Here is a 12,146-nt window from a genome sequence, read left to right as displayed (position 1 = left end):
GAGGACACGTGGCTGTGGGAGTTCTGCCGGGAGCATGAGCGGAGGGTGGCGGCCGGGTCGCGGCGCCGTGACTGACTCCCGGTGTGGGGGTGGCTGGGGCTCGGAGCCGCGTCCTGAGCCCCAGCAAACTCCCTGCCCCAGAAGTCTCGCCGTGCCAGAAGCCGAGGCACGTCGAAAGCCCAGGTGCCCGAGGCCAAGCCTTCCGGAAGCCCAGGTGCCCGGAGCCGAGCCTCCCGGAAGTCGGGGTGCAGGAGGCCGGGGGTGCAGGAGGCCCAGGGCGCAGGAGGTCCAGGGCGCCGCAAGCCAAGCGTGCCGAAAGCCGAGGGTGCCGAATGCCCAACCTGCCGGAAGCCCAGCAGTCCAGAAGCCCAGAAGTCGAGAAGCCCAGCCGCCCTGAATCCCGCTCGCCATAGAACCGCAAGCCTGTCCGCCGCGTACTGACAGACAAGGGCAGCGGTCGTCTTGAAGGGGCAAAAGCGTCGTTCATGTCATAACGGCTCTCCGGAGTTCGGTCCGGACACTCAGAGGGCTGTAGTAACGTGCGTGCCGGACCCGCGTCACGAGTTTGCAAAGCGGAGGAGTCGAACGTGCCAGCCCCTCGGTCAGCAGGTCTGATCGCGGTTGTCATGACGATGACCTCCCTGGCGGGCGTGCCCGCGGCCGGGGCGGCCCAGGCCGCCGGGCAGGCCGCGCATGCCGGTCAGCAGTCCGTACGCGAGGCCGCGGCGAACAAGAAGGCGAACAAGAGGGCGAACGAGAACCCGAAGGACCTCACCGCGCTGCGCAAGGAAGCGCAGCGTTCCGCCCAGGAGCTGGAGGACGCCACCAAGGCTCTGGAGAAGCGCCGCACGGACTTCGCCGCCGCCGAGAAGGAGCTCAAGGAGAAGCTGAAGGCCCTTGAGGTGGCGGAGCGGCAGCTCGCGCAGGTGCGGCGGCCGGTGTCGCAACTGGCCGAGCTGCTCTACCAGCAGCCCGTCGGCGCCGACGGGGTGGCGTCGTTCCTGGCCGGTGACTCCAACAGCGATACCTTGCGGGCGCTGGCGAACGTCAACCACATGGTCACGGTGCGGCAGCACGCGGTGGAGGAGACGAGCACGCTCACCCTGCACACGCAGCGGCTGGCCGGCGACGCGCAGGAGTTGCGGGCGGGCAACCTGCTCGCCGAGGCGCAGATGGCGGCGGAGATCGACCTGCTCAGGAAGAAGTCCGACAAGGTCGTCAAGTCGCTGACCCAGCAGCTGGTGAAGCTCGGCATCAAGATCGACAAGGTGGAGAAGGCGGCGCTCGGGTGCAACCCGCTGCGGGCGGCCACGGCCAACGACTACCCCAACGGGCTGATCCCGACGAGCATGCTCTGCCCGTTGCAGCAGAAGGGGCACAGCCTGCGGGCGGACGCGGCGATCGCGTTCGTCAGTCTGAACGAGGCCTACCGCAAGCAGTTCGGCAGGCCGATGTGCGTGACGGACGCCTACCGGAGCCTGGCGGAGCAGCAGTCGGTCTACTACCGGCGGCCGGGGTTCGCGGCCGTGCCGGGGAAGAGCAACCACGGGCTGGGGCTGGCCGTGGACCTGTGTGGCGGGGTGGAGAGGTTCCGGTCGGCGGAGTTCAACTGGCTGGAGAAGTACGGCAAGAAGTACGGGTGGATCCACCCTGACTGGGCCTACCGCAGCCCGTTCGAGCCGTGGCACTGGGAGTACGATCCCGAGGCCGACTCGGTGCTTTAGAGCTCTTCACGCATGCTCGTCGCCGACGCGCCGATGGTCTGCTCGATGCCGATCAGGGCTTCCAGTTGTTGTGCGGACAGCGACGCGGTGAAGTGGCGGTGGATCGAGGCGAGATGGGCCGGGGCGGCCTCGGCGTAGACCTGCCGGCCTGACTCGGTGAGCACGACGTCGTCGCCGCGGCCGTCGAGCTCGCAGGCTTGGCGGGCGATCAGCCCTCGCCGTTCCATCCGGCCGAGTTGGCGGGACAGCCGGCTGTGGGCCCAGTTCATCCGGGCGGTGAGGCCGTTCACCCGGATGCAGTGCTCGCCGTCGGACATCGCCGCCACCGCGTCCAGCACCTCGTAGTCGGCCATCGACAGGCCGGTGTCCCGCTCCAGGTCGCGCGCGATCTCCGCGTCCACGAGCAGGTGCAGCCTGCGGTAGGCCGCCCAGGCCTGGCGCGCGGTCTCTTCTTGCGGTCGCGGTCTCGTCATGGGGATCAGTGTAAGGAATTTTCGTGACATGTAACGAGACTTCCTCTATCGTCTTCGTTACATGTAACCAAAGAGCGGAGGCGTGATGTCGTTCGAGCAGCGCATGATCGAGGTCAACGGGGTCGAGCTGAGCACGGAGTCCTTCGGCCGGCCGGAGCATCCCGCGATCCTGCTGGTCCATGGCGCGGGTCACTCACTGCTGGCATGGGAAGAGGACTTCGTCCGGCGACTGGTGGCCGGGGGCCGATACGTCATCCGCTACGACAGCCGGGACGCCGGCCTGTCGACGAACTATCCGGCGGGAGCGCCGGCGTACGAGCTGCGTGACCTGGTCGCCGATGCCGCCTGCCTGATCGAGGCCCTCGGCTTGACCAGCGCCCACGTCGTCGGCATGTCGCAGGGCGCGGCGATCGGTCAGCTTCTGGCGCTCGATCACCCCGGCCGGGTCGCCTCGCTCACCCTCGCCTCCGCCACGCCCGGCGGGCCCGGGCACGAGCATCCGGACCTGCCGCGGATGTCGGCGGACCTCCAGGCCCTGTTCGCGGAGGAAGACCCCGGGCCCGACTGGTCCGACCGGGCAGGCGTCATCGACTACCTGGTGGAGGCCGAGCGGCCGTTCGCCGCCGCCTCAAGGCCGTTCGACGAGGCGGGCATGCGGGCCATGGCCGCCCGGGTGGCCGGACGCACCAGGAACATCGCCGCCCAGCTGACCAACCCTTTCATGATCGACGCCGGGGAGCCGTGGCGGGGCCGGCTCGGGCAGATCACCGCGCCGACGTTGGTGCTGCACGGCACCGAGGACCCCATGTTCCCCATCGAGCACGGACGCGCCCTGGCCGAGGAGATCCCCGGCGCACGTTTCATGGCGATGGAGCAAACCGGTCACGAGGTCTTCCCTCGCGCCCAGTGGGACACGGTCGTCGACGCCATTCTCGATCACACGAGGGCCTTCAGGCCGGTTTGATGGCGATGGACAGGTGGCCCGACGCCTGGGCGCCTGCCAGGGACTCCGCCTGGGTGAGAGTGGTGGCCAGGACGACGAGGGCGCCGTGGTCGTCGTCGGCCGACGGGATGGTCAGCACGGTCACGTCGTCGGCGACCAGGGAGGCGGTCTGGGTGTCGCCGGCGGCGAGGACGCCGATGCGGGAGCCGGGGGAGATCAGGCGCACGGCGTCGGGGTCGGAGATGCGTACGGGGGTGGCGACCATGCCGGGCGGCAGGCGTAAGCGGTCGAGGAGGCGGGCGTCGGTGAGCGGCTCGCCGCGGCGCATGGGGGCGGCCAGGACGCGGCCGGTGGCGCCCGTGCGGAGGGCGCCGTCGGGCGGGGCGGGCATGGGCACGGCGCGCAGGTCGCCGGGACGGAGCACGCCGGGTGACAGGTCGCGGGCGGCGACCAGCACGGCCGGGCCCGCGGGCGGGCGCAGCGCGAGGTGGCCGCACAGGACGCCGAGGGCGGCCAGGACCGCGGCGACGAGGCGGCGGCGCCGCTCGCACCGCCGCAGCCAGGCGCGGATCACGGCAGCTCGAAGGGAAGCTTGATGCCGTCGAGGGCGGAGCCGCAGGAGCACGTGCGTTCCTCCGGCAGGGCCTGGACCGTGTCGGAGACGAGGGTGCGCATGCGGGCGACGTTGCGGGCGAAGAACGCCAGCACCTCTTCGTGGGTGACGCCCTCGCCGGCCTCCACGCCGGCGTCGTGGTCGGTCACCAGCGACAGCGAGGTGTAGCAGAGGGCCAGCTCGCGGGCGAGCGCGGCCTCGGGGAAGCCGGTCATGCCGACGATGGTCCAGCCGTTGCGCTGGAACCACTGCGACTCGGCCCTGGTCGAGAAGCGCGGGCCCTCGATGACCACGAGCGTGCCGCCGTCGGCGGTCTGCCACTCGCCGGCGCGGGCGGCGGCGACGGCGACCTCGCGGCCCGACGGGCAGTAGGGGTCGGCGAAGGAGACGTGGACCGCGCCGCCGGCGTCGTAGTAGGTCTGGACGCGGCCGGAGGTGCGGTCGACGAGCTGGTCGGGGACCACGATCGCGCCGGGGCCGAGCTCGGGCTTCAGCGAGCCGACCGCGCTGGGGGCGAGGACCTGGCGGACGCCGAGGGAGCGCAGGGCCCACAGGTTGGCGCGGTAGGGGATGCGGTGGGGCGGGAACCGGTGGTCCCGGCCGTGGCGGGGGATGAAGGCCACCGGACGCGAGCCGATGCGGCCCACCGTGACGACGTCGCTGGGCGGGCCGTAGGGGGTGGCGACCTCCACCTCCTCCGCCTCGTCGAGCAGGGAGTAGAAGCCGGAGCCGCCGATGACGCCGATGTCTGCGCGAATGACCATGGCGCTGAGAGTAGCGGGCGGGGGAATGGGGTCGAAGAGGCCGAATCTCGTTCTGTGGATATCGCGGGCGGGCGGGGTGAGGGCTGTGGACAAGGCGCGACCACCCAACGTGGCCGATACGATACGCGGCGTATTATCGGCGCATGCGGCAACGGGGCCTCGGGCTGATCATCATCGCGCTGATGCTCGGCATGCTGCTGGCCGCGCTCGACCAGACCATCGTGTCCACGGCGCTGCCCACGATCGTCGGCGACCTGGGCGGGCTCGATCACCTGTCGTGGGTGGTGACGGCCTACATCCTCGCCTCGACGGTGTCCACGCCGCTGTGGGGCAAGCTCGGCGACCAGTACGGGCGCAAGCGGCTGTTCATCGCCGCCATCGTGATCTTCCTGACCGGCTCGGCGCTGTGCGGGCTCAGCCGTAACATGGGCGAGCTGATCGGCTTCCGCGGCCTCCAGGGACTCGGCGGCGGCGGGCTGATGGTGCTGGCCCAGGCCATCGTGGGCGACGTGGTCTCGGCCCGCGACCGGGGGAAGTACCAGGGGTTCTTCGGCGCCGTGTTCGCCGTGTCGAGCGTCGTCGGGCCGCTGGTCGGCGGCCTGTTCGTCGACCATCTGTCGTGGCACTGGGTGTTCTACGTCAACCTGCCGCTCGGCGCCGTCGCGCTGCTCGTGATCACCGCCGCGCTGCCCGGCGACCGCCAGCGCGCCCGCCACACCATCGACTACGCGGGCGTGGTCCTGCTGGGCGGCGCGACGTCCTGCCTGGTGCTGATCGCCACCTGGGGCGGCACCGTCTACCCGTGGGCCGACCCGGTGATCGTCGGGCTGGCGGTGGCGGCGGTCGTGATGCTGGCCGGCTGGGTGGCGGCCGAGCGCCGGGCGCGTGAGCCGGTGCTGCCGCTCGCCCTGTTCAGGAACCAGGCATTCGCGGCGTCGTCGGTCGTGGGATTCGTGGTCGGGTTCGGGATGTTCGGCGCGCTCACGTACCTGCCTCTCTACCTGCAGGTGGTCCACGGGGTGAGCGCCACGTTGTCGGGGGTCTACCTGCTGCCGATGATGGCGGGCATGCTCACGCTGTCGGTCGTGAGCGGGTTCGTCATCTCGAAGACCGGTAAATACCGCTTCCTGCCGATCGCGGGCACGGGCATCGCGACCGTGGGGATGTTCCTGCTGTCGACGCTGACCGAGTCGAGCGGCATGCCGGCCCTGGCGGTCTACCTGCTGATCCTCGGCGTGGGCATCGGCATGACCATGCAGGTGCTGGTGATCGTGGTGCAGAACGCGGTCTCGTTCAAGGACCTCGGGGTGGCCACGTCGGGGGCGACGTTCTTCCGGTCGATCGGCGGGTCGTTCGGGGTCGCGGCGCTCGGGGCGGTCTTCACCGGGCGGCTCGCGCAGGACGTGCGCGAGGTGCTGGCCGGGTCGTCGCTGCCGCCGGGGTTCGACCCGGCCGAGGTGCAGAAGGATCCCACGGTGGTCCGGCGGCTGCCGCCCGGCCTCGCGGCCGAGTTCCTCCACGCGTACGCCGACTCGATCGCCATGGTGTTCCGGGTGGCGGCGCCGGTCATGCTGGTGGCGTTCCTGCTGTCGTGGTTCATCCCGCAGCAGCGGCTCAGGGAGACGACGAAGGCGGCCGACCTGGGCGAATGCCTGGGCGCGACGTCCGCCGAGCGTTCGTCGCTGGAGGAGGTGGAGCGGGGCCTGGTCCGGCTCGCCGACGCCGAGCTGCGCACGGGCTACTACACCCGGATGGGCGATCTGGCCGGGCTGGCGGGCATGAGGCCGGAAGGGGTGTGGATCATCGCCCGGCTGGGCGGCAAGGGCTGGGTGTCGGCCGCCGCCCTGGCGGAACGGGCGCGGGTCAGCAGGGAGCAGGGCAGACCGTACGCCGACCAGCTCGTCGACGACGGGTTTCTGGAGCGTTCGGCGGACGGCGAGATGCTGCGGCTCACCGAGCGCGGCCAGGAAGCCGCGCTGCGGCTGCTGCGTTGCTCACGCGAGGCGCTGAGCAGGTCGGTCGCCGACTGGGGGCCGCATCCGCAGCTGGAGGAGCTGCTCGACCGGGTCGCTCCGGATCTGCTCGGAGCCCTGGTGGACCGCCCTCGCTAGTTGGAGGCGGCGGCGGGGGCGGGGGCCGACTCGGCGGGCTTGCTGTCCGACTTCGACTCGGACTTCGAAGAGGACGAGCTGTCGGACTTCGAGGAAGAGGACGAGGAGGAGCCCGACGACGAGCGGTTGTCGGTCTTGTAGAAGCCCGAGCCCTTGAAGACGATCCCGACCGCCGAGAACACCTTGCGCAGCTGCCCCTCGCACGCGGGGCACACGGTCAACGCGTCGTCACTGAATTTCTGAACGACCTCGAGCTGCTCGGCGCAGTCGTTGCAGGCGTACTGGTAGGTCGGCACGCGTTCCTCCTAGCAGGCTTTGGCACTCATGCCTTGCGACTGCTAATGGTAACCGATGCGGTCAAACGCCTATTCCAATCCCCGCTCCCCGTACCATCCGGCGAGCTTGCCGCGGCGGCTGACGGCGCGTAACCGGTGTTCGACCTGGTCACGGGTGGCGGCGGTGGTGACGAGCAGGAGCTGGTCGTCGGCCCTGATCCGAGTGGTCTCGCCGGGCACGAACGACCTGCCGTCGCGCACGACCAGCGTCACCTGGGCGTCGCGCGGCAGCCGCAGCTCGAAGATCTCCACCCCGTGCAGCCGTGACCCGGGCGGCACCGACACCTGCAGCAGGTCGGCGTTCAGCTCCTCCAGCGGAGCCGCCTCCACCTCCAGCTCGTGCGCCTCGACGGGTGTGGTCACCTTGAGCAGGCGGGCGGCCCACGGCAGCGTGGGCCCCTGGAGCAGGGTGAACACGATGACGATCACGAACACCTCGTTGAAGATGTCCTTGGAGCCCTCGACCCCGGCAGCCCACGGGATCGTGGCCAGCACGATCGGGATCGCGCCGCGCAGCCCCGCCCACGACAGGAAGGCCTGCTCCCGCCACGACACCCAGCCCTGCCCGATCAGCCGCCCGAGAGACGCGCTGACCAGCACCGCGAGCGGCCGTGCCAGCACCAGCATGACCGTGCCGGCGATGAGCCCCGGCACGATCGCCGACGACATCTCCATCGGGCTGGCCAGCAGGCCCAGCATCACGAACAGCCCGATCTGCGCCAGCCACGCCATGCCCTCCGCGAACCCCCGGGTGGCGGCTCGGTGCGGCAGCTTCGAGTTGCCCAGGACGAGCGCGGTCAAGTAGATCGCGAGGAAGCCGGAGCCGTGCAGCAGCGCCCCTCCCGCGTACGAGAAGAGGGTGAGGCCCAGCACCGCGATCGGGTAGAGGCCCGAGACGGGCAGCGCGATGCGGCGCAGCGCGAACGCGCCCGCCGGGCCGATCGCCAGCCCGACGGCGGCGCCGATGGCCAGCTCGCTGCCGGTCTCGACGAGGAACGAGCCGAGGTCGGGCGACGCGTGGACGGTGCCGCTCAGCAGCACCACGGCGAGCACCGTCGGGGCGTCGTTGAAGCCGGACTCCGCCTCCAGGATGCCCGCCAGCCGGGGCGGCAGGGGCAGCCGGCGCAGGACGGAGAACACCGCGGCGGCGTCCGTCGGCGCCAGCACCGCGCCGATGATCAGCGCGGTGATGGTGTCGACGCCCAGCAGGTAACGGACGGGGATGGCCACGGCCAGGATGCTGACCGCGACGCCGACCGTGGCCAGGATCAGCGCCAGCGGCACCGATCGGCGGACCTGACTCCAGTTCGTGGTCAGGCCGCCCTCGGCCAGGATCACCGCGAGCGCCAGGAAGCCGATGTCCTTGGCCAGGCCGGGATCGGCGAACGGGATGCCGAACCCGGCGTCTCCCAGGGCCAGCCCGAACCCGAGGAACAGCAGCAGACTGGGCAGCCCGCTGCGGTGCGCGACCCGTACCGAGATGACGGCGGCGATGACGATGACGGCACTGACGAGGAGCCAGACATCCAGCGTCATCTGGCCCCCTTTGATCACCTGTGTCTAGGTAAGTTTAATTAGTCCCGAAGGTGTGATCGCAAAGCGGACGGCCCGATCGTGCGGTTCCGCCGGGATGTCGTCCCTGAGCTCGCCCTCGTGCAGCGGCGCGACGGTCGGCACGTTCGGCCCGACCCGGGCCAGCGCCCGGTCGAACGAGCCGCCGCCGCGGCCCAGCCGCACCCCGGTGCGCCGGTCCACGGCCAGCGCGGGCGCGATCACCAGCGCCGCCGTGCGGATCGCGTCGACTCCGCGCCGCGTGTCGACCGGCTCCATCAGGCCGAACCGGCCCGGCGCCAGGGTGTCAGGCCCGTCGTACACCGCCCAGTCGAGGTCGTCGTCCTCGCGCAGGACCGGCAGCATCACGGTCGCGCCGTGCTTCCACAGCGCGAACACCAGCCCGTGCGTCCCGGGCTCGGCGCCGATCGACCAGTAGCAGGCGACCAGCCCGGCCATCTGGACCCAGGGCTGGTCGAGCAGGGTTTCGCGGACTTTGGTGGCGTTCGCGCGGAGCTGATCGGGGGTGAGCGAGGCGCGCGCCGCGAGCAGTTCGCGACGCAGGTGCGGCTTGTCCACAGGTACCTCCACTAGGGTCTAGGCATGGCTGACTTCGACCCTGTGACGAAAGCCGTCGTGCCCGCCGCGGGTCTGGGCACCCGGTTCCTTCCGGCGACCAAGGCGACACCCAAGGAGATGTTGCCCATCGTCGACAAGCCCGCCATCCAGTATGTCGTCGAGGAGGCCGCCTCCGCTGGCCTGCTCGACGTGCTGATGGTCACTGGCAAGAACAAGCGGTCCATAGAGGATCATTTCGACCGCGCGTACGAGCTGGAGGACGTGCTCGAGGCGAAGGGCGACGAGCACCGGTTGTCCCAGGTCCGCGAGCCGGCCTCACTGGCGACCCTGCACTACGTGCGGCAGGGCGAGCCCAAGGGGCTCGGGCACGCGGTCCTCTGCGCCAAGCAGCACGTCGGCGACCACCCGTTCGCCTGCCTGCTCGGCGACGACCTGATCGACCGGCGCGACCCGCTGCTGCAGCGCATGATCGAGGTGCGCGGCGCGTACGGCGGCAGTGTGATCGCGCTGATGGAGGTCCCCAGGGAGCAGGTCTCGCTGTACGGGGTCGCGACCATCGAGGCGACCGGCGAGGACGACGTCGTCAAGGTCGTCGACCTGGTGGAGAAGCCTCCGGTCGAGGAGGCGCCCTCCAACTGGGCGATCATCGGGCGCTACGTGCTCGACCCGGAGGTCTTCGCCGTGCTGGAGGAGACCCCGCCGGGCCGCGGCGGCGAGATCCAGCTCACCGACGCGCTGCGCACCCTCGCCGGCCGCGACGCCGACAAGGGCGGGCCGGTGCACGGCGTGCTGTTCCGCGGCCGCCGCTACGACACCGGCGACAAGCTCGACTACCTGCGCACGGTCGTGAAGTTCGCGGCCGACCGGCCCGACCTCGCCCCCGACTTCCTGCCCTGGCTGCGGGAGTTCCTCGATGAAATCGGTTGACGCGCACCTGGCCGACATCCTCGCCACGGTGCGCCCGCTCGCGCCGCTGGAGCTGGAGCTGGAGCAGGCCCTCGGCGCCACGCTCGCGGAAGAGATCACCTCCCCGGTGCCGCTCCCGCCGTTCGCCAACTCCGCCATGGACGGATATGCCGTACGAGCGAGCGACATCGCGGACGCGCCGGTCACGCTGCCGGTGATCGACGACGTGGCGGCCGGGGCCGGCGAACTGCTCGCCGTCGGCCCCGGCCACGCCGTCCGCATCATGACCGGCGGCCCGATGCCCTCGGGGGCCGACACCGTGGTGCCCGTCGAGCTGACCGACGGCGGCACCGTCCAGGTCCGCATCGAGGAGACCGTGCGGGAGGGCAACGCCATCCGCCTGGCCGGCGAGGACGTGCAGGCCGGCGCGGTCGTCCTCAAGCCCGGCACCGTCATCGGCCCCGCCCAGCTCGGCATCATCGCCGGCGTCGGCCGCCGCCGCGTCCTGGCCCGGCCCAGGCCGCGCGTCGTCGTGCTCGCGACCGGCGCCGAGCTGATCGAGCCGGGGCTGCCGCTCGGCCCCGGCCAGATCTGGGACTCCAACAGCTTCACGCTCACCGCCGCCGCCCGCTCCGCCGGCGCCGACGGCTTCCGCGCCCCCACCGTGGGCGACGACCCGGCTGCGTTCCTGGAGCGTCTCGACGCCCAGCTCGTCCGCGCCGACGCCGTCGTGACCAGCGGCGGGGTGTCCATGGGCGCGTACGAGCCGGTCAAGGAAGCCCTCGGCCCGCTCGGCACCGTACGGTTCGACAAGGTCGCCATGCAGCCCGGCATGCCCCAGGGGTTCGGCACCGTCGGCGACGACCAGGTGCCGATCTTCGCGCTGCCCGGCAACCCCGTCTCGTCGTTCGTGTCGTTCACGCTCTTCGTCCGGCCCGCGCTCGACAAGATGCGCGGCCTCCCGGCGGGGCCGCCCGCCACCGTCACCGTCCGCACCACGGCGCCGCTGCGCTCCCCGGCCGGCAAGAGGTCGTTCCTGCGTGGCATGCTCGGTTCCGACGGCTCCGTCGCCCCCGTGCACGGCCAGGGATCACACCAGCTCGCCGCCCTGGCCTCCGCCAACGCGCTCATCGTGGTGCCGGAGGACGTCACCGAGGTGCCCGCCGGCGAGCAGGTGGAGGTGATCAGGCTGTGAGCGAGCTGACGCACGTCGACGAGACCGGCGCCGCGCGCATGGTGGACGTGTCCGCCAAGGACGTCAGCGCCCGCACCGCGACGGCCACCGGCCGGGTGCTGCTGTCGCCCGAGGTGGTGGCGCTGCTGCGGTCCGGCGACGTGCCCAAGGGCGACGCGCTCGGCGTGGCCCGCATCGCCGGCATCATGGGCGCCAAGCGGACACCCGACCTCATCCCGCTGTGCCACCCCATCGCCATCCACGGCGTCAAGGTGACGCTCGACGTGGCCGACTGGGGGGTGACGATCACCGCCCGGGTCAAGACCGCCGACCGCACCGGCGTGGAGATGGAGGCGCTCACGGCGGTGTCGACGGCGGCGCTGGCGCTGTTCGACATGGTGAAGGCGGCCGATCCGGCAGCGGTGATCACCGACATCCGGGTTGAGGAGAAGACGGGCGGCAAGACCGGCGAGTGGAGGCGGGCGTGATCAGGGCGCTGGTGGTGACGGTGTCGAACCGGGCGTCTGCTGGGATTTATGCCGATAAGTCAGGACCGCTCCTGGTTTCCTTGCTCACCGAGGCCGGCTGCACCGTCGAGGGCCCACTCGTCGTCCCCGACGGCGAACCCGTCGAGGCCGCTCTGCGCCACGGCGTCACCAAGGCGTACGACGTGATCGTGACGACCGGCGGCACCGGCCTCACCCCCACCGACCTGACCCCCGAGATGACCGCCCGCGTGATCACCCGGGAGATCCCCGGCATCGCCGAGACCATCCGCGCCGCCAACCGTGACCAGGTGCCCACCGCGATCCTCTCCCGCGGCCTCGCCGGCCAGGCAGGCCACACCCTCATCGTCAACCTGCCCGGCTCCAGCGGAGGCGTCCGCGACGGCGTCGCCGTGCTCGCCCCCGTGCTCAAGCACGCCGTCGACCAGATCCGCGGCGGCGACCACCCACGCTGACCTCAGATGCGC

General features: G+C 71.3%; 13 protein-coding genes. 7 read left to right on the top strand and 6 right to left on the bottom strand.

The features are described 5' to 3' along the window. Positions 1–626: 626 nt before the first annotated feature. Positions 627–1,724: a D-alanyl-D-alanine carboxypeptidase family protein gene (locus tag ABD999_RS40960; RefSeq protein ID WP_271275772.1), complete on the top strand. Its 1,098-nt coding sequence runs from the start codon at positions 627–629 to the stop codon at positions 1,722–1,724. Here the strand turns inward: ABD999_RS40960 and ABD999_RS40955 are convergent. Then, on the bottom strand, positions 1,721–2,197 hold the full coding sequence (locus ABD999_RS40955; protein ID WP_271275771.1) for a MarR family winged helix-turn-helix transcriptional regulator: 477 nt from the start codon (positions 2,195–2,197) through the stop codon (positions 1,721–1,723). The genes ABD999_RS40960 and ABD999_RS40955 overlap by 4 nt on opposite strands. Positions 2,198–2,282: 85 nt before the next feature. On the opposite strand from ABD999_RS40955, the gene ABD999_RS40950 reads away from it, so the two are divergent. After that, positions 2,283–3,161, top strand: coding sequence for an alpha/beta fold hydrolase (locus tag ABD999_RS40950; protein WP_271275770.1), 879 nt, complete (start codon positions 2,283–2,285; stop codon positions 3,159–3,161). On the opposite strand, the gene ABD999_RS40945 is transcribed toward ABD999_RS40950, so the two are convergent. Together ABD999_RS40945 and ABD999_RS40940 are read right to left on the bottom strand one after the other, a co-directional pair. Beyond that, the gene (locus ABD999_RS40945; RefSeq protein ID WP_271275769.1) at positions 3,148–3,714 is read right to left on the bottom strand and encodes an RcpC/CpaB family pilus assembly protein; all 567 of its coding nucleotides are present in this window, start codon (positions 3,712–3,714) and stop codon (positions 3,148–3,150) included. The genes ABD999_RS40950 and ABD999_RS40945 overlap by 14 nt on opposite strands. Further along, the gene (locus ABD999_RS40940) at positions 3,711–4,517 is read right to left on the bottom strand and encodes an S-methyl-5'-thioadenosine phosphorylase (protein WP_148029023.1); all 807 of its coding nucleotides are present in this window, start codon (positions 4,515–4,517) and stop codon (positions 3,711–3,713) included. The genes ABD999_RS40945 and ABD999_RS40940 overlap by 4 nt, the downstream gene beginning before the upstream one ends. A 143-nt stretch (positions 4,518–4,660) precedes the next feature. Here ABD999_RS40940 and ABD999_RS40935 point away from each other — a divergent pair, with 143 nt between their 5' ends. Beyond that, positions 4,661–6,628, top strand: a complete 1,968-nt coding sequence (locus tag ABD999_RS40935; RefSeq protein ID WP_271275768.1) for an MDR family MFS transporter — start codon at positions 4,661–4,663, stop codon at positions 6,626–6,628. Here ABD999_RS40935 and ABD999_RS40930 read toward each other — a convergent pair. The 3 genes from ABD999_RS40930 to ABD999_RS40920 form a co-directional block, all read right to left on the bottom strand. After that, positions 6,625–6,924 carry an FmdB family zinc ribbon protein gene (locus tag ABD999_RS40930; protein ID WP_219551114.1) on the bottom strand — a complete coding sequence of 100 codons (300 nt, stop codon included), beginning with the start codon at positions 6,922–6,924 and terminating at the stop codon, positions 6,625–6,627. The two genes, ABD999_RS40935 and ABD999_RS40930, sit on opposite strands and share 4 nt — an antisense overlap. 69 nt (positions 6,925–6,993) lie before the next feature. Next, positions 6,994–8,499: a potassium/proton antiporter gene (locus ABD999_RS40925; RefSeq protein ID WP_271275767.1), complete on the bottom strand. Its 1,506-nt coding sequence runs from the start codon at positions 8,497–8,499 to the stop codon at positions 6,994–6,996. Between the two features lie 24 nt (positions 8,500–8,523). Further along, positions 8,524–9,093, bottom strand: coding sequence for a 5-formyltetrahydrofolate cyclo-ligase (locus tag ABD999_RS40920; RefSeq protein WP_148029027.1), 570 nt, complete (start codon positions 9,091–9,093; stop codon positions 8,524–8,526). A 24-nt stretch (positions 9,094–9,117) separates the two neighbouring features. Between ABD999_RS40920 and galU the strand changes: the two genes are divergently transcribed. The 4 genes from galU to ABD999_RS40900 are packed head-to-tail and all read left to right on the top strand — an operon-like array spanning position 9,118 to position 12,134. After that, positions 9,118–10,020, top strand: coding sequence for a UTP--glucose-1-phosphate uridylyltransferase GalU (galU, locus tag ABD999_RS40915; protein ID WP_148029028.1), 903 nt, complete (start codon positions 9,118–9,120; stop codon positions 10,018–10,020). Beyond that, positions 10,007–11,194: a molybdotransferase-like divisome protein Glp gene (glp, locus tag ABD999_RS40910; protein ID WP_271275766.1), complete on the top strand. Its 1,188-nt coding sequence runs from the start codon at positions 10,007–10,009 to the stop codon at positions 11,192–11,194. The genes galU and glp overlap by 14 nt, the downstream gene beginning before the upstream one ends. After that, a complete protein-coding gene (gene moaC, locus ABD999_RS40905) occupies positions 11,191–11,661 on the top strand; it encodes a cyclic pyranopterin monophosphate synthase MoaC (protein ID WP_148029030.1) in 471 nt (156 codons plus the stop codon). The genes glp and moaC overlap by 4 nt, the downstream gene beginning before the upstream one ends. Beyond that, positions 11,646–12,134 (top strand): MogA/MoaB family molybdenum cofactor biosynthesis protein, encoded by a 489-nt coding sequence (locus ABD999_RS40900; RefSeq protein WP_271275765.1) that lies wholly within the window; start codon positions 11,646–11,648, stop codon positions 12,132–12,134. Before moaC ends, ABD999_RS40900 begins: the two co-directional genes overlap by 16 nt. Positions 12,135–12,146 lie beyond the last annotated feature (12 nt).

It is taken from the genome of Nonomuraea ferruginea, from assembly GCF_039540635.1.
Classification (GTDB): Bacteria; Actinomycetota; Actinomycetes; order Streptosporangiales; family Streptosporangiaceae; genus Nonomuraea; species Nonomuraea ferruginea.
Note: the sequence above shows the minus strand (reverse complement) of the source record. Positions and strands in the feature narration are given on the sequence as shown.

What these genes read in the sequence shown, in the direction of transcription:
- ABD999_RS40955 (WP_271275771.1), bottom strand. Translation starts at nt 2,197, where the DNA reads ATGACGAGACCGCGACCGCAAGAAGAGACCGCGCGCCAGGCCTGGGCG.
- ABD999_RS40925 (WP_271275767.1), bottom strand. Translation starts at nt 8,499, where the DNA reads ATGACGCTGGATGTCTGGCTCCTCGTCAGTGCCGTCATCGTCATCGCC.
- ABD999_RS40935 (WP_271275768.1), top strand. Translation starts at nt 4,661, where the DNA reads ATGCGGCAACGGGGCCTCGGGCTGATCATCATCGCGCTGATGCTCGGC.
- galU (WP_148029028.1), top strand. Translation starts at nt 9,118, where the DNA reads ATGGCTGACTTCGACCCTGTGACGAAAGCCGTCGTGCCCGCCGCGGGT.
- glp (WP_271275766.1), top strand. Translation starts at nt 10,007, where the DNA reads ATGAAATCGGTTGACGCGCACCTGGCCGACATCCTCGCCACGGTGCGC.
- ABD999_RS40950 (WP_271275770.1), top strand. Translation starts at nt 2,283, where the DNA reads ATGTCGTTCGAGCAGCGCATGATCGAGGTCAACGGGGTCGAGCTGAGC.
- ABD999_RS40940 (WP_148029023.1), bottom strand. Translation starts at nt 4,517, where the DNA reads ATGGTCATTCGCGCAGACATCGGCGTCATCGGCGGCTCCGGCTTCTAC.
- ABD999_RS40960 (WP_271275772.1), top strand. Translation starts at nt 627, where the DNA reads ATGACGATGACCTCCCTGGCGGGCGTGCCCGCGGCCGGGGCGGCCCAG.